General features: G+C 31.7%; 13 protein-coding genes. 11 read left to right on the top strand and 2 right to left on the bottom strand.

Annotated elements, in window-relative coordinates:
- Positions 1 to 2 precede the first annotated feature (2 nt).
- The 7 genes from BT151_RS05145 to BT151_RS05110 all read left to right on the top strand — a co-directional run bounded on the left by BT151_RS05145 (position 3) and on the right by BT151_RS05110 (position 11,378).
- Positions 3 to 3,524, top strand: a complete 3,522-nt coding sequence (locus BT151_RS05145) for an efflux RND transporter permease subunit (protein ID WP_072400670.1) — start codon at positions 3 to 5, stop codon at positions 3,522 to 3,524.
- Positions 3,525 to 4,361: 837 nt separating this feature from the next.
- Positions 4,362 to 6,116, top strand: a complete 1,755-nt coding sequence (gene aspS, locus BT151_RS05135; protein WP_072401003.1) for an aspartate--tRNA ligase — start codon at positions 4,362 to 4,364, stop codon at positions 6,114 to 6,116.
- A 47-nt stretch (positions 6,117 to 6,163) separates the two neighbouring features.
- Entirely contained in the window at positions 6,164 to 6,715 is a 552-nt protein-coding gene (locus BT151_RS05130; protein ID WP_072400669.1) for a hypothetical protein, read from the top strand.
- Positions 6,687 to 7,490, top strand: a complete 804-nt coding sequence (locus BT151_RS05125; RefSeq protein ID WP_072400668.1) for a tetratricopeptide repeat protein — start codon at positions 6,687 to 6,689, stop codon at positions 7,488 to 7,490. The genes BT151_RS05130 and BT151_RS05125 overlap by 29 nt, the downstream gene beginning before the upstream one ends.
- 2 nt (positions 7,491 to 7,492) lie before the next feature.
- Positions 7,493 to 9,286: a chloride channel protein gene (locus tag BT151_RS05120; protein ID WP_084647865.1), complete on the top strand. Its 1,794-nt coding sequence runs from the start codon at positions 7,493 to 7,495 to the stop codon at positions 9,284 to 9,286.
- A 43-nt stretch (positions 9,287 to 9,329) separates the two neighbouring features.
- Entirely contained in the window at positions 9,330 to 11,117 is a 1,788-nt protein-coding gene (locus tag BT151_RS05115) for a chloride channel protein (protein ID WP_072400666.1), read from the top strand.
- Positions 11,118 to 11,141: 24 nt separating this feature from the next.
- Positions 11,142 to 11,378, top strand: coding sequence for a hypothetical protein (locus BT151_RS05110; protein WP_072400665.1), 237 nt, complete (start codon positions 11,142 to 11,144; stop codon positions 11,376 to 11,378).
- Here the strand turns inward: BT151_RS05110 and BT151_RS05105 are convergent.
- Positions 11,375 to 11,824: a nucleoside deaminase gene (locus BT151_RS05105; RefSeq protein WP_072400664.1), complete on the bottom strand. Its 450-nt coding sequence runs from the start codon at positions 11,822 to 11,824 to the stop codon at positions 11,375 to 11,377. The genes BT151_RS05110 and BT151_RS05105 overlap by 4 nt on opposite strands.
- 81 nt (positions 11,825 to 11,905) lie before the next feature.
- Between BT151_RS05105 and BT151_RS05100 the strand changes: the two genes are divergently transcribed.
- A complete protein-coding gene (locus BT151_RS05100; RefSeq protein WP_072400663.1) occupies positions 11,906 to 12,898 on the top strand; it encodes an energy transducer TonB in 993 nt (330 codons plus the stop codon).
- A 22-nt stretch (positions 12,899 to 12,920) separates the two neighbouring features.
- The gene (gene dxs, locus BT151_RS05095) at positions 12,921 to 14,675 is read left to right on the top strand and encodes a 1-deoxy-D-xylulose-5-phosphate synthase (RefSeq protein ID WP_072400662.1); all 1,755 of its coding nucleotides are present in this window, start codon (positions 12,921 to 12,923) and stop codon (positions 14,673 to 14,675) included.
- 104 nt (positions 14,676 to 14,779) lie between these two features.
- Here the strand turns inward: dxs and BT151_RS05090 are convergent, their stop codons facing one another.
- Positions 14,780 to 16,120: a deoxyguanosinetriphosphate triphosphohydrolase gene (locus BT151_RS05090; protein WP_072400661.1), complete on the bottom strand. Its 1,341-nt coding sequence runs from the start codon at positions 16,118 to 16,120 to the stop codon at positions 14,780 to 14,782.
- Between the two features lie 195 nt (positions 16,121 to 16,315).
- On the opposite strand from BT151_RS05090, the gene BT151_RS05085 reads away from it, so the two are divergent.
- On the top strand, positions 16,316 to 16,696 hold the full coding sequence (locus BT151_RS05085) for a carboxypeptidase-like regulatory domain-containing protein (RefSeq protein WP_072400660.1): 381 nt from the start codon (positions 16,316 to 16,318) through the stop codon (positions 16,694 to 16,696).
- Between the two features lie 294 nt (positions 16,697 to 16,990).
- A complete protein-coding gene (locus BT151_RS05080; RefSeq protein ID WP_072400659.1) occupies positions 16,991 to 18,319 on the top strand; it encodes a hypothetical protein in 1,329 nt (442 codons plus the stop codon).
- Positions 18,320 to 18,331: the final 12 nt, after the last annotated feature.

Raw genomic sequence — 18,331 nt, 5'->3', positions numbered from 1 at the left:
CTATGACTAAACAAAAAAAACAAGTCGATAAAGAATTTGGTTTATCCTCTTGGGCTATAAATAATAAGACCACAATGTATGTGCTTATTTTAGTTATTTTCTATTTAGGTATTTCTGCTTTTTTTAGCATGTCTAGAGAAAATTTCCCGGAGGTAAATGAAACTAAAATTTATGTAAGCTCAGTTTTTCCTGGAAACACAGCCGAAGATATTGAAAAACTTATTACCGATCCTTTAGAAGATAAATTAAAAACGGTTAGCAATAAGGTAGAAATTACCTCAACATCACAAGAAGACTACTCAATGATTATTGTTGAGTTTGACGAAAACATAACAGTTGAGCAAGCTAAGCAAAAAGTTAAAGATGAAATTGACACTGAAACTTCCGGTGAAGATTGGCCAACATTTAATGGTGCAAAAGTAGAACCAGATGTTTTTGAGTTGAGTTTATCTGAAGAAATGCCAATTCTTAATATTAATATTTCTGGAGATTACCCAATAGAAAAGTTAAAAGAATATGCTGAAATACTTCAAGATGAAATTGAAGATCTTGATGAAATTAAAAAAGCAGACATTCGTGGTGCTCAAGAAAAAGAAGTTGAAGTTGCAGTAGACATCTACAAAATGATGGCTGCACAAGTTACTTTTAGCGATATTATAGGCGCAATAAATGGAGGAAACGTAACCATGTCTGCAGGTAATTTAATTGCAAGCGGACAAAGACGAACCATTCGTGTTTTAGGAGAAATAGAAACCCCTTCAGAACTAGAAAATTTTGTTGTAAAATCTGAAAACGGAAAATCTATATACCTAAAAGATGTAGCAACTGTAGCTTTTAAAGACGAAGACAAAACCACTTTTGCAAGAGAGTATGGCGAACCTGTTGTTATGTTAGATGTTAAAAAACGAGCAGGAAAAAACATGGTTGCTGCTGCAGAGCAAATTCAAGTTATTGTTAAAAACACTACTGAAAATATTTTTCCACAAGATTTAAAAGTAACCATTTCAAATGATCAATCCTCTGTAACTATTGGTCAGGTAGATGATTTAGTAAATAACATCATTTTTGGGGTTATTCTAGTTGTAACCGTTTTAATGTTCTTTTTAGGATTCAAAAACGCCATATTTGTTGGTTTCGCTATTCCAATGTCTATGTTTATGTCGCTAATGATATTAAACTTACTTGGTCATAGTTTAAATACCATGGTTCTTTTTGGATTAATTATGGGACTTGGAATGCTTGTAGATAATGGTATTGTGGTTGTTGAAAACGTATATCGTTTAATGGACGAGGAAGGTATGAGTAGAATAGATGCCGCTAAAAAAGGAATTGGCGAAATTGCATTTCCAATCATTATTTCTACGGCTACAACAGTTGCCGCTTTTATTCCGTTAGGTTTATGGCCTGGAATTATGGGCGAGTTTATGATGATTTTACCAATAACACTATCCATTGTTTTAGGATCATCATTATTTGTTGCCATTTTCTTTAACTCTGTTTTAGTATCTCAGTTTATGAGTACCGAAGACAAAGACATGCCATTAAAGCAAATCATTAAAACAACAATTATAATGGCTGTGATAGGCATATTTGTTTTTATTGTTGGCGGTCAATATAGAGCTTTAGGCACACTCATGGTATTTACAGCAATTATGCTTTGGGTATACCGTTTATTCTTGCGTAAATGGGCAAATAGTTTCCAAACCAAAACACTAAGAAAATTAGAAAATTGGTATGAAAATCAACTACGTCGTGCACTTTCAGGAAAAAGACCATATGTACTAAGTATAGGAACTTTTGTTTTATTAATTCTTGCTTTTGTTGCATTTGGAGCATCTTTAGCGACACAACGTACTAAAGTTGAATTCTTCCCAGACAATAAGCCAAATCAAATTATTGTTTATATAGAATATCCTCAAGGTACAGCTATTGAAAAAACAAATGCCATTACTAAAGAGATAGAACAACACGTTTTTGAGGTTTTAGATGATAGCCAATACAAAGAAGGAGATTATAACTTTTTAGTAGAAAATGCAGTTTCGCAAGTAGGTGAAGGTGCAGGAAACCCACAAACTGATGGTGGTTCTGCTGCTGAAATGCCACATAAAGCAAAAATTACTGCTTCTATGCGTGAGTATAAGTATAGAAAAGGAGAAGACAGTGAATTATTACGCCAAAAAGTACAAATTGCTTTAGCTGGTATTTATCCTGGAGTACTTATTTCAGTTGAAAAAGATGTTAATGGTCCTCCTGCTGGAGCTCCTATTAATATTGAAATTGAAGGGGATAATTATAATGAACTAATCGCTACTGCTGAGAATATGCGTGAGTTTATTAACACTAAGAATATTCCTGGTATTGACGAACTTAAAATAGATGTTAATAAAGATAAGCCTTCTATGAAAGTTACGGTAAATCGTGAAAAAGCTGGTGAATTAGGTGTAAGCGCTTCGCAAGTTGGTCAACAATTACGTAATTCTATTTTTGGATCAAAAGCTGGTATTTATAAAGAAGGTGGTGATGATTTTGATATCTATGTACGTTTTAATAAAGAAAATAGATACAATACAAGTGCTTTATTTAATCAAAATATAACCTTTAGAGATAATACAGGGCAAATTAAAGACATTCCATTATCTTCAGTTGCACACCATGAAAATAATTCTGGTTTTAGCGCCATTAAGCACAAAGAAACTAAACGTGTTGTAACCGTTTATTCTGCTTTAGCTCCAGGGTTTACTGATGCTGGTGCTATTGTGACTCAAATTCAGAATGAAATGAAAAGCTATGAAGGTTTATCTGAAAACATTAAGATAGATTATACAGGACAAATTGAAGAACAAAATAAACAAATGGCCTTTTTAATGGGTGCCTTTTTTACCGGATTAGGTTTAATCTTTTTTATTCTAATATTTCAATTTAACTCCGTTTCAAAACCCGCTATCATCATGTTAGCTATATTTTTGAGCTTTATTGGTGTATTTGGTGGTATTGTTATATCGGGTTCTGCCTTTGTAATTATGATGACAATGGTTGGTATCATTTCACTAGCAGGAATTGTAGTAAACAATGGTGTAGTACTCTTAGATTATGCCCAATTACTTATTGACCGAAAAAAGAATGATTTAGATTTAGATACTGATGAATATTTAGAAACCGAAGATCTATTTGAAAGTATTGTAAAAGCAGGAAAAGCACGTTTAAGACCCGTTTTACTAACTGCTATTACCACCATACTTGGGTTAATCCCACTAGCAATTGGTTTAAACATTAACTTCTTTACACTATTTAAAGACTTTGATGCTAATATATATATGGGAGGAGATAACGTTGTGTTTTGGGGACCATTAGCTTGGACCGTAATTTATGGTTTATTTGTAGCAACCTTTTTAACCTTAATAGTTGTTCCTGTCTTATTCTTTTTAACCATGAAATTAAAAATGTGGTTGTATAGTAATCGAGTTGCAAAACATAATCAAGCAAAAGCTCAAGAGGTTTTTAATATGGATAAGAGAATTGACTAGTTTAATTAAACTTTATTAAGATTGATAGCAAAAAAAGCCCCAACATATGTTGAGGCTTTTTTTTATTCAATATAAGTGTTTTTTTAATTTTAATTTAAAGCTTAATCTACCAAATAAGAATCTACCACCTATACCAAATTCTTGAGAACGTCTAGACAAATAAAACCTTTCTCTTCTTCTGTTAGCTTCAATTGCTCTATCTGGATAAACATCTAACAAGTTATTGGCTCCAACAGTAATCGTTAAACTTTCTGATACTTTGTAACCAAAAGATAAATCGGCTACAAGTTTAGATGCAATTAATACAACTTAATCCAGCGCTACCACAAACCACTACCTCTTTTGTATCACAACACATGTAAGAAAAAAAACAACATGTCTACACTAATGGAAGAAACGGAATATTCCTCCATCAAAATCTGTAGTTGTACACTTATATTTAAATTAAATCTGTTATCATAGTCAATACTGTATTCTTCCTGCGCTAACATTGTTCCAGAAGCCCTATAAACATTAGAAATGTCAATGATTTTAAATGTAATAATTAATCATAACAAATTTATTTTGAATTAGTCTTATTAATGTATGCATAGTAATAAAACGATTCATAACATTATACGCAAAAAAACAAAGTATTTACCTGCTATTTTAATAAAAATTGAAACTAAAACTATTACTATCGTCTTAACCAAAAAAGTAAATGTTTTATTTTTCACAAAAAACCCCTGTCTTATTGTTAAAAACATTTTATTAAGCAAAAAATTAAACCTCAAAAAAAGAAGCATAACAATTCATACTCTGCCGTATTTGATTAAATTTGCACATCAAAATTTTAATATGTACAGAAGTCATAATTGTGGTGAGTTAAGAGCATCACATATTAATACAGAAGTAACCTTAGCAGGTTGGGTTCAAAAATCGAGAGATAAAGGGTTTATTGTTTGGGTAGATTTACGTGATCGTTACGGTATAACTCAACTTGTTTTTGACGAAGAACGTACTTCTAAAACAATGATGGAGCAAGCTCAAAATCTAGGTCGAGAGTTTGTTATTCAGGTTAAAGGAAATGTTATAGAACGTGCTTCAAAAAACCCAAATATTCCAACTGGTGATATTGAGATTTTAGTTTCAGAATTAAACATTTTAAATAAAGCATTGCTTCCGCCATTTACAATTGAAGACAAAACGGATGGTGGTGAAGATATACGTATGAAATATCGCTATTTAGATATTCGTCGTAATCCTGTAAAAAACAGCTTAATTTTTAGAGCAAAAGTAGCTCAAGAGGTTAGAAATTATTTATCTAACGATGGGTTTACAGAAATTGAAACACCTTATTTAATAAAATCTACACCAGAAGGCGCACGTGATTTTGTTGTGCCTTCTCGTATGAATGAAGGTGAATTTTACGCCTTACCACAATCGCCTCAAACTTTTAAGCAATTGCTTATGGTTGGTGGAATGGATAAATACTTCCAGATTGTAAAGTGTTTTAGAGATGAAGATTTACGTGCAGACAGACAACCTGAATTCACTCAGATTGACTGTGAAATGGCATTTGTAGAGCAAGAAGATATTTTAAATGTATTTGAAGGATTAACACGCCACTTACTTAAAGAAGTGAATGGAGTTGAAATAGAAAAATTCCCAAGAATGCTTTATGACGATGCCATGCGTTTATACGGAAACGACAAACCAGACATTCGTTTTGGAATGGAGTTTGGAGAATTAAACGAAGTTGCACAACACAAAGATTTTGGAGTTTTTAATAATGCCGAATTAGTTGTAGGGATAGCTGTTCCTGGTGGAAATACGTATACTAGAAAAGAAATTGATGCTTTAATTGATTGGGTAAAACGTCCACAAGTTGGTGCTTTAGGAATGGTATATTCTCGTTGTAACGATGATGGAACATTCAAATCTTCTGTAGATAAATTTTACGATCAAGGCGATTTAGCAAAATGGGCAGAAGTAACAGACGCAAAAGCTGGTGATTTAATCTGCGTATTATCTGGAGATAAAAATAAAGCGCGTGCACAATTAAGTGCGTTACGCATGGAATTAGCAACACGTTTAGGACTAAGAGATCCAAAAGTATTTGCTCCACTTTGGGTAATTGATTTCCCTTTACTTGAATTAGATGAAGAAACTGGTCATTATCACGCTATGCACCATCCTTTTACATCTCCAAAACCCGGACAAATAGAATTATTAGACACTAATCCAGGCGACGTAAAAGCAAACGCTTACGATTTAGTATTAAACGGAAATGAAATTGGCGGTGGTTCTATTAGAATTCACGATAAAGGAACACAAGCTATAATGTTTAAACATTTAGGATTCACCGAAGAAGAAGCAAAAGCTCAATTTGGTTTCTTAATGGATGCTTTTGAATATGGCGCACCTCCACATGGTGGTTTAGCTTTTGGATTAGATAGATTGGTTGCCATTTTAGGTGGACAAGAAACCATTAGAGATTTTATTGCATTCCCAAAAAATAATTCTGGTAGAGATGTTATGATTGATGCTCCTGCTCCAATAGATGATGCTCAACTCACAGAATTAAGCCTAAAACTTAATTTAAAATCATAAAAAATTAAATCCTGCTTTTCGCAGGATTTTTTAGTAGTTTTAATCCTATGAAATTAAAGAAGGTTTTAAAAATTATTGCTTCAGTTTTAGGTGTATTACTATTTTTATGTGCTTGTTTTATTGGTATTAGTTATTATAATTATAAATACAGATACTTGCCTAAAAACATTTTATTTACCCAATCTGCTGAGTATATAAATCCAGATGAGGCAAAATTCTCAGAGGGCTTTAAAACTTGTGACGAAAAATATATAATTCAATATTACAATCCAGAAAGAGCAACATATAGTGAAGGTAAAAACGGTCTTCGAAAATTTATTATGTCGAATTATGAAAATCGAAATTATATAGATTCTGGCTATTTAAATATTCGATTTGTAATTAATTGTAAAGGTGAAGCTGGAAGATATATTATACACGAAAATGATTTAAACCTAAAGCCTAAAAAATTTAATAAAGATTTAGTTCATCAACTATTTGAACTTACAACACAATTAAAAAAATGGAATCCAAATTTCACACATGATGAATTTCGAGATTCTTATATGTATTTATCTTATAGAATAGAAAATGGAAACATTACAGAAATTATACCTTAGTATATTGCTACTTTTCTTTTTATTTTCCTGTAAGACAGACAAAGAAAAAGCATTGGAAGTATTAGAGTTTGGAAAACACTATCAAGGAAGTTCTCAAAGTCTAAATGCATTAACACGAGCTGCAGAATTAGATTCAACTAACGCCGAAATTTACCGTGAGTTATCTATACCTTATTTAAAACGAGGTTTGCCACATCTTTGGAAAAATGATATGGATAAAGCTGTTGCTAAAAACCCAGAAGATTGGCAAGGTTACAGGGGTTATAACTACTTATGGTTTTATAAAGATTATAAAAAAGCAATAGCCGATTTTAATGCAACAGACACTTTAACACCTAACTTCATAGATGCTCCACAAGGACATAGTGTAGATTATTGGCGTGGTATTGCTTATTTAGGCTTAAAAAATTATAAAAATTCTAATGTCTATTTTGAAAAACACATCACTAAAGAAACACAAGATTTTGGCGAGGATTATGTTGATGTAATAGCTTTTTTATATAATGGTATTTCCTATTTTGAAGCAGGCAATTTTGAAAAAGCATTAATTAATTTTGACAAACAATTAGAATATTCCAGAAACTTAAGTGCAGATGCAAAGTATTATAAAGCTTTAATTTTAAAGGCCCAAAATAACCCTTCAGAAGCGCTTTCATTATTAAATTCAGCAATTGAAGATTTTAATTTAGGCTATTTTAACAATAGGCCATACGTAGAAACACTTCGTCAAATTTATATGGAAGATTTAGAAACCTTGAAAACTGAATTAAAATAATTATGCCCAAAAAAACTTTTTTAAAGCAAATTCTTATTTGGAGAGCAAAATATATTTCTCATAGACAATTTGTATATATTTTAAGTATTGTTATTGGTTTTACTTCGGGTGTTGGTGCGGTTGTGTTAAAAAACTTAACCCATTTTATTCAGCATTTATTAGAAGGAAAACTAATAAAATACTACCACCATGCATTCTATTTCTTGTTTCCTATTTTAGGGCTTTCTATAGTTTACTTAATTATTAAGTATGTTATTAGAAATAAAGTAAGTCACGGTATTCCTTCAACACTTTTTGCTATTTCCAAAAGAAAAGGGATTATGAAACGCTATCAAATGTTTGGTTCTATTTTAACTGCACCGCTTACCGTTGGTTTTGGTGGTTCTGTTGGATTAGAAGGCCCTACAGTTGCAACAGGAGCAGCAATAGGTTCTAACATTTCTAGAATGTTTCACATGAACCAAACCTCTAGAAATCTATTAATTGGATGTGCCGCCGCTGGAGCTATGAGTTCTATTTTCAAAGCCCCTATTGCTGCTATAATTTTTGCTATAGAAGTCTTTAGTTTAGATTTAACTATCGCTTCCATGTTGCCGCTTTTGTTAGCATCTCTTTCTGCGATTTTAACTTCTTATTTTTTCTTTGGTGATGATGTTTTATTACCCTTCAGAATTGAAGATAAATTCTATATTTCAGATGCACCTTTTTATATTATTTTAGGTGTTTTAGCGGCATTTGTCTCTATATATTTCACTGAAGTTTATGACAGAATCCAGAAGCTTTTTGACGCACTAAAGTCTCCTGTAAAAAAACTAATTGTTGGTGCTACAGGTATTGGAATACTCGTTTATTTAATTCCACCACTTTATGGTGAAGGTTTCGATGTTATAAATAACTTAATTGTTGGAAACCCCGAAAAAGCGTTAGAAAACAATTTATTTCAAATGGATTTAACGAACATCTGGATTGTTGTTTTACTTTTAATAGGGCTTATGCTTTTTAAAATTATTGCTAGTTCTTTAACCTTTGGTGCGGGTGGTGTTGGTGGTATTTTTGCGCCTACGCTTTTTATGGGAAGTATTATGGGCTATTGCATGTCTAAAATAATAAATAACTGTGGTTTATTTAGCTCTCCTATTTCCGAAAGCAATTTCACTTTAGTAGGTATGGCTGGTTTATTGGCAGGTGTTTTACAGGCCCCATTAACAGCTATTTTCTTAATTGCAGAACTAACGGGTGGTTACGAGCTTTTTATCCCTTTAATGCTCACATCTACTATCTCATTTAGTATTACAAAATATTTTAAACCACATTCTGTTTATAATATGGAATTAGGCCGAAAAGGTGAACTTATTACACACGATAAAGACCATGCTGTATTAACATTAATGGATATCGAAAAGGTTATTGAAACTAATTTCGTAACCATAAGGCCAGAAATGAATCTAGAGCAAATAATAAATAAAGCTGTTATAAAATCAAATAGAAACATCTTTCCTGTAGTAAAAAAAGACACTCATAAATTACAAGGTATTATCCTTTTAGATGATTTGCGCCCCATCATGTTTGATCAATCTCTATACCAAGAAGTTGTAGCGACCGATGTTATGCAAAAACCACCTAAAGTAATAAACTTAGATACAGATAAAATGACTGATATTATGAGAAAATTTCAGGACAGTAGCGCATGGAATTTACCTGTAACTAAAAATGGTATTTACTATGGTTTTATCTCAAAATCTAAACTATTAACCTCCTATAGACGTCAATTAATTACACTACAAGGTAAATCGTAAAATCGACCACTACAATTAGTAGAATATTTAGTAATTTTATAATATGCCTTTTAACTCTAAGAGTTTATTAAGAAAATTTTTAATCTGGAAATATAAACATATTTCAGAGCGACAATTTGTTTATATGCTGAGCATATTGGTTGGTTTTTTAGCAGGTATGGGTACAGTACTGCTTAAAAATTTAACCCATTATATTAGTTTACTTTTCGAATTAAGTTTTTTTAAAAATTATCAAAATTCCTTATATTTTATTTTTCCAATAATTGGATTACTATTAGTATATATTATAAAACAAACTTGGTTAAAAAAGCATATTGGCCATGGTATTTCCTCAACATTATATGCTATTTCTAAACTAAACGGAATTATTCCAAGGTATAATATTTATGCATCATTAATTACAGCGCCTTTAACGGCAGGTTTTGGAGGTTCTGTAGGATTACAAGGTCCTGCTATAAGTGTTGGGTCTGCTTTAGGCTCTAATGCTGCTCGGTTATTTCACATGAGCACAAAAACCCGAATGCTTTTAATTGGATGTGCTTCTGCTGGTGCAATGGCATCTATGTTTAAAGCTCCTATTGCTGCTATTATTTTTGCCGTAGAAATTTTTAGCTTAGACATTGCTTTCGCATCATTAGTTCCTTTATTATTAGCATCAGTTTCAGCAGTTATAACATCATATATGTTTTTAGGAACCGATGTACTACTTCGTTTTGAATTAACTGATAAATTTGAAATTAACGATATTATCTTTTATATTTTTTTAGGATTGGTAACCGCATTTGCTTCTATATATTTTTCAAAAGTCTTTTTCTTAATAACCAATTTTTTTAAACAATTTGAAAGTCGTGCTCTAAGGTTATTAATTGGTGGCTTAGCCATTGGCACTATGCTTTATTTTATACCACCACTATACGGTGAAGGATACGGCATTATGAACAACCTTTTAAAAGGAGATCATATAGCAGCTATAGGTATCACACCTTTTAATTTAGATTTGACAAACATCTGGATAGTTATCGCACTTTTACTAGGTATTTCAATATTTAAAGCCATAGCTATGACTACTACTTTTGGTGCTGGTGGCGTTGGTGGGCTATTTATACCAACATTGGTTATGGGAAGTGCCTTAGGAAATGCTTTTGCTAAAGTAATTAACAACGTAGGTTTAGGGTTTCATGTATCAGAATCTAATTTCACATTAATTGGTATGGCTGGTTTATTAGCGGGAGTTCTTCACGCACCATTAACTGCCATTTTTTTGATTGCCGAAATTACTGGAGGTTATGAATTATTCCTCCCTTTAATGATTGTTTCTGCCATTTCATTTACCATAACAAAATATTATATTTCCCATTCTATTTACACACTTAAACTTGCTGAGCGTGGAGAACTGATGACTCATGATAAAGACCAAAATGTTTTAATGGTTTTAGATATAGATAAGGTTATTGAAAATAATTTTATTGTGCTTAAGCCAGACATGAAACTTGGAAATATTTTAAAAAATGCCGTTGCTAAATCTTCTAGAAATCATTTTCCTGTGGTAAATGATAACCATGAATTTTTAGGTGTTATTCTTTTAGATGACATTAGACACATTATGTTTAATTCAGATTTTTATGATACCGTAGACGCTTCTAGTTTAATGCATGCCGATGCTGGTATTATTGACTATGACAAAGATTCTATGAACGATATTATGGAAAAGTTTAAAACTACTGGAGTATGGAATTTACCTGTAATTAAAAATGGAAAATATTATGGTTACATTTCAAAATCAAAATTACTAACCGCTTACAGGCAACAACTAATCAATTTTACTAATTAGTCTGAAAATTTATTCAATTACATTATGAAATATATTATTCTATTACTAACTATTCTAGCTTTCACAAGTATTATTTTAGGCTTCGTATTAGATTTAGAGTACTCCCAAAAACTAATTGGCTTTGGCGTAACAGGTCTTTTTTTAGTAGTGTTTCCCTTATTTTCTTACCATCGTTGGAAAGATAAAGATCCAAAAGATTATATGCTTACTAAAGAGAATTTAGATAAAATGCGTGAAAACGAAAAAGAGAAAAAGCGTTAATTCAAATTTCGTTTTTCAACAAAAAACCTTTTCATCAAAGTTGAAGCCTCTTCTTCTAAAACACCACCTTTTATAATGGTTTTTGGGTGCAATTTTGTTTTCAAATTAATACAACCTCGTTCCAGATCTCTAGCGCCATAAACAATATTAGAAATCTGACTCCAATATAAAGCTCCAGCACACATTTGGCAAGGCTCTAAGGTGACATACAAAGTGCATTTTTGAAGATATTTTCCACCTAAAAAATTAGCAGCTGCTGTTATAGCTTGCATTTCTGCATGTGCAGTAACATCGGTTAAGGTTTCGGTTAAATTATGTCCGCGTGCAATTATTTTATTATCAATAACAATAACCGCTCCTACTGGTATTTCTCCTTTTTCATAAGCCATTTCTGCTTCTTGCAAAGCTTTTTTCATAAAATAAGTGTCGTCAAAAGGTTGTATCATAATAGCAAAAATACGATTTCAAATTATTTAATCTTTTCTTCGGCAAGAAATTTGATAATGATATTGTCTAAACTTTTCATTATGAAAAACTTCTATTCAATTTCAATCCCTAAACCATGTCATGAAAACTGGAACGAAATGTCTCCAAAAGAAAAGGGTAGGTTTTGTAATTCCTGCGAAAAAACAGTTATAGATTTCACCAAAATGAACAGTTATGAAATCCAGGATTTTATTGACGAAAATAAAAACAATCTTATTTGTGGTCATTTCAAACAAACACAATTAGATAGTATTAACTTATTTATCCCTTCTAAAGTTTTAGAAAATCAAAAAAAATTTCATAAAATATTTTTATTGGCTCTTTTAATTGTGATGGGAACCACTTTAATGAATTGCACTAATAAAAATGGGAATAAACAAAAAATTGATAGCATTGAAATTTTAGATGAAATAAAAGACAAAACAATGTATACCACTTTTGGTTTACCTTATTTAAATGATATTGATTCAATATCTAATAAAGTTTCTCAATTAAATCCTAAAAAAACATCTATTACAAATATTGTAACTGATGGGGAATTAGTTATTGAAACAGTAGGTGATGTTGAGTTTATTGAAAAACCACCTGTTCATATTGATTCTATAAATATTATCGCACCTCCTGAATTTGAAAAAGAAATAGAAGTAATGGGAGATATGATGACTGAAAATACAGAAATTATTTTAGGGTTCATTCAAGTACAAACTCCTCCAGAATTTAAAAATACTCCAACAAATTTATCTATAAAAGAAAAAAAAGAATATTTCTCAAAACAGATAACTAATATTATTTCTAAAAATTTTAATACATCAGTTTGTTTAGAATTAAAGGGTAAGCAACGTATTAATGTTCAATTTAAAATTGACTCTTTAGGCTATGTCAAAGATATAAAAGCCAGAGCACCTCATTCTAAATTAGAAGAAGAAGCAAAACGAGTTATTCAACTTTTATCGCAATTTATTCCTGCTAAACACAAAGGTAAACCTGTTAAAATAGTATATACTTTACCAATTATTTTTCAAGTAGAAGAATAATAAATTCTTGTACTTTTGCTTAGTGCAAAAAAGCTTTTTAAATACAATAAATTCCCCAAAAGAACTTCGTCTTTTAAACCAAAAAGACTTACCTCAACTTGCAAAAGAATTACGTGAATTCATAATAAATATTGTTGCTACAAAAGAAGGTCACTTAGGTGCTAGTTTAGGTGTTGTTGAGTTAACCATTGCTTTACATTATGTTTTTAACACGCCCGAAGACCAACTTATTTGGGATGTGGGACATCAAGCTTACGGACATAAAATATTAACTGGCAGAAGAGATAATTTTCACACCAATAGACAACTAGGTGGTATTAGTGGTTTTCCTAAACGCGAGGAAAGTGAATACGATACATTTGGTGTAGGGCATGCTTCAACATCAATTTCGGCAGCTTTAGGAATGGCCATTGCAAGCCAATTAAAAGGCGAAGACAAACACCATATTGCTGTTATAGGTGATGCGAGTATTGCCGGAGGCATGGCTTTTGAGGGTTTAAATCATGCTGGTGTTACCGATGCTAATTTGCTAATTATCTTAAATGATAATGCTATTGGAATTGACCCAAGTGTTGGGGCTTTAAAACAATATTTAACCAATGTTAAAAAAGGCACTCAAAAAAGAAATAACATTATTAAAGCATTAAATTTTGATTATTCTGGACCTATTGACGGACATGATATTGATAAAATCATATCAGAGTTAAACCGATTAAAAACTGTTAAAGGACCTAAGTTTTTACATATTATTACAACTAAAGGAAAAGGTTTAAAACAAGCCGAAAAAGACCAAGTAAAATACCACGCACCAGGAAAATTTAACGCCAAAACTGGTGATTTAATAACAAAAATAACTGTTGAAGAGCCGCCAAAGTATCAAGATGTCTTTGGATATACTATATTAGAACTCGCAAAGCAAAACAAAAAAATTGTAGGTATTACTCCTGCAATGCCAACAGGAAGTTCGTTAAAATATATGATGGAAGACATGCCAAACCGTGCTTTTGATGTTGGTATTGCAGAACAACATGCCGTAACATTAGCTGCAGGTATGGCAACACAAGGTTTAATTCCTTTTTGCAATATTTATTCAACCTTTTTACAACGTGCTTACGATCAAATTATACACGATGTTGCTTTACAAAAACTACCTGTTATTTTTTGTTTAGATCGTGCCGGTTTAGTTGGTGAAGATGGTGCAACACATCATGGTGTTTTTGATTTAAGTTATTTAAGATGCATTCCAAACCTCATAATTTTTGCCCCCAGAAATGAGCTTGAGTTACGTAACATAATGTATACTTCTCAATTAGGTTTAGAGTTTCCTATTGCCATTCGATATCCAAGAGGAAAAGGTGTTACTTTAAATTGGAAACAACCTTTTCAAAATATAGAAATTGGCAAAGGTATTCTGCTTAAAAAAGGTAAAAAATTAGCTGTTTTAAGTATTGGCACTATTGCTAAAAATGTAAGTGAAGCTATTTTGAATATAGATGTTTCACATTACGACATGCGTTTTGTAAAGCCTTTAGATGAAAGGTTACTTCTCTCTATTTTTGAAACTTACGATACAATTATAACCATTGAAGACAATAGTATTACAGGTGGCTTTGGTAGTGCTGTTTTAGAATTCGCCGCAATAAATAACTATAAAAACACTATTAAGCTTTTGGGAATTCCTGATGCTTTTATTGAGCATGGAAGTGTTGATGAATTACAACAAGCTATAGGATTAGATGTTGAAAGTTTATCCAATTATATTAAAAGTTTTTTATAGTACTAATTTTGCGTTAGGGATAGCAGTGAAAATCCTTTTGTGAGGTACGAGCAAAAGATTGCAACGAATAGCCCGACCCTTGTGGTAACGCCTAAAATAACAACCTAAAATTCTATTCCTTTTATTTTTTTGTAATCTTGTATAGCCTTGCTGTCTGACAATAAAGACACGTAATAGCAAACACTTGATAAACGATTGTATAAACTAGAATCGTCCGTTTTAATAGTTTTTGGCAACCCTTTTAAAATTAGTTTATCGTAATTTGATGCTGTGTTATTGTAACAGTTATTTATAGCATTTGTGTATGTATTTAATAGCGTGTTTATAACGCCGTAACCTGCTATTTCTTTATCAATAACCTCGGTAGATTGGTATATGTTTTCAACACTTATTTTGATGATATCGTTTATTTGTGCCTCGTACTTACTTTTATCTAACAACCCACAGTCAAAATTACCATTTAAAATAGCCTCTTCGTTTTTCATGAAAATATTAACCGCTTCATCTATAAGCGTTCCTATGGCTAAAGCTCTTAAATAACTTACTCTGTCTTGTTTATTAGTAAGGGCGTAGTAATTTTTGGTTTTAATTTTATCTCTTACAATATTTATTAAGTATTCTAATGCAAATTCTTCTTGAATTAGCCCAAGGTTTATACCATCTTCAAAGTCAATTATAGTATAACAAATATCATCGGCAGCTTCAACTAAAAATGCTAATGGGTGTCTTGAAAAACTCATGTCTTTTTGACTTCGTTTTTGCAAGCCTAATTCGTTTGCAACATCTAAAAAAGCATTTTTTTCTGATTGAAAAAACCCATATTTTTTATCGGCTATATGTTTTGTTGGTTTTTTAGGAAGCGACTCTTTTGGGTATTTCATAAATGCACCTAAAGTGGCGTAGCTTAGTCTTAAACCACCTTTGCGTCCTGCTCTACTTTCGGTTAAAATTTTAAATCCATTAGCATTCCCTTCAAAATCACATAAATCTTGATACTCTTTATCTGTTAAGTCATCTTTATATTTCTTACCAGAACCGGTTTTAAAAAACTCGCCAATAGCTTTTTCTCCTGAATGCCCAAAAGGCGGATTCCCAATATCGTGTGCCAATGCCGCTGCGGCAACAATAGCTCCAAAATCGTTAGCTTGATACCCATGAATGTTTTGTAAATGCGGGTATTTTTCTAGTATTTTTTTTCCTGCTAATCGTCCTAATGAACGCCCAACAACACTTACTTCTAAACTATGTGTTAAACGCGTGTGAACAAAATCTGTTTGTGATAATGGAATGACTTGAGTTTTATCTTGAAGGCTTCTAAATTCTGAAGAAAAAATAACTCGATCATAATCAACTTCAAAACCTAATCTGGTTTCATCTTGTTCTTTTCTTATGCGTTTGTTAGTATCGCCAAAGCGTTTTAAGGATAGTAATTCTTCCCAGTTCATAGTCTTTTATTAAGTTCTGGCAAGATAATTAAATTCATAATAAAACATATTGTTAAAAGACCTTCTTCCTATTATAATGCTAAAGTTTATTTGTTAACATTAAGATAACCTTTTAATTATCATTGTTTAACCTTTTGATAACGCCAAAATTGGTTTAATAGATTTTATTTGCACTCGAATTTAGCATTCAAATTAATGAAACAAATTATACTTGCAACCGTTTTTTTTATATCAGCTTTCGCTTTTGCACAAAGTGATGGTTCTATAACGGGTATTTTATTAGATGGCGAATCTAGTAACGAGGCGCTAATGTTGGCGAAAGTTTCTATTAAAGAAACTGGTGCAGAAGTTTTATCGGATGAAAACGGTGTCTTTAAATTTCAAAATTTAAAAGATGGCACTTATACATTAATTAGCAGTTTTGTTGGTTATGAAACTAATGAATCTGAAATTAAAGTGGTTTCGAACAAACCTGTAAATATTAAATTATTTTTACAAGCTCGCACGATATCTTTAGAAGACTTAGTCTTTGCTATTGCTAGTGCAGATAAAAAGGAGACGGCTTCTTCTCTTTAAATAACTGGGAAACACTATCTATTAAAAAATAGACTGAAATTATATTTTACAAAGCAACTTTCATTAAAACGTAAGTTGCTTTTTTTTGTGTAAAAAATAATATTTCCGCAAAATTATTTCTTTAAATTTTAATGTTAACTAAATGTAATCATTAAAAAAAATACCTCTAAGAAGTTAACATTAACCTAACACTTTTATTACGGTTCTTTAATCATGTGGTAACACTATATTCACAATGTGGTGGTTTCTTTGCATCAATAAATCAAACAAAAAAATATCTAAAATTTAATACTCATGAAAAAATTATTCTTAACTCTTTTAATCGCATCTACCCTAGTATTCACTGGATGTTTTAAAGATGATGATACACCAATTATTATTGAAGAAGTTACTATCATTCAAAATGGTGGCGGTAGTACAGATGGAGGTACAGAAGTTGTTGCTGTTACTGGAGCTATTTCTTCAAATACTACTTGGACAAATGATAAAATATATGAATTAAACCAAAAAGTTGTTGTTGAAGATGGTATTACTTTAACAATCAACCCAGGTACAATTATTAAAGGTAAACCTGGAACTGGCTCTTTAGCTTCTGCATTAATTATTGCTAGAGGTGCAAAAATTAACGCTGTAGGTACTGCAACTAGCCCAATCATTTTCACTTCTTCTGAAGATAATATTCAAGTTGGGCAAACTGCTGGAACTAACTTAAATGAAACTAATAGAGGCCTTTGGGGTGGTTTAATTATCTTAGGTAAAGCGCCTTGTTCTTTTAAAGGAGATTTAACTGAAGTACAAATTGAAGGAATTCCTGCTGATGATACATTTGGTTTATACGGTGGTACTATAGCAGATGACGATTCTGGTGTAATTAAATATATATCTATCCGTCACGGTGGTGCATTAATTGGAGAAGGAAACGAAATTAATGGTTTAACACTTGGTGGTGTTGGTAACAAAACAGTTATTGATAACATAGAAATTGTTGCAAACGTTGATGATGGTATTGAGTTTTTTGGCGGTACTGTTAATGCATCAAACTTATTAGTTTGGGCTCAAGGTGATGATGGTTTAGATATTGACCAAGCTTATGCTGGTACTATTGATAATGCTGTTGTTATTTTAGGTGCTGCTTCAGACCATGCTTTAGAAATTGATGGTAGAGAAGGAAGTGCTCCAGGAGCTTTTACTATGCAAAACATTACACTTATTGGGAATTTAGATACCGAAAACGGTGAGTATGCAGATTTTAGAAGTAGAGCTACTGGATCAGTATCAAATGTTTATGCAATAGGTTTTAAAGATAGCTCTGATGTTGAGTTAGATAACAACGCTGTTTCACAAAATTACTTAGATGGTTTAATCACTTTTAGCAACTGGCAAGTAGTTGGTTTTGATAACAGTATTTTTGCTGAAAAAGTTGGTTGTGCTCAAAATTGTGATGATGTAGATGATGTCCTTAACGATGATATAGATGAAGAAAAAATTATCCTTAACCCATCATTTACAGAAAGAGCTGCTGCTTGGACAACTCAAGTTACAGAAGGTGCTCAAACAACAGGAGCTAATACTTCTAACTTAAGTTGGACGTATGCTAACACTGCTGGCGGTTTAGGATTCTAAGAAAAGAATTAT

This window comes from Flaviramulus basaltis, from assembly GCF_900114265.1.
Taxonomy (GTDB): Bacteria; Bacteroidota; Bacteroidia; order Flavobacteriales; family Flavobacteriaceae; genus Flaviramulus; species Flaviramulus basaltis.
The sequence above is the reverse complement of the archived record's forward strand: the minus strand, read 5'-3'. Positions and strand labels throughout refer to the sequence as shown.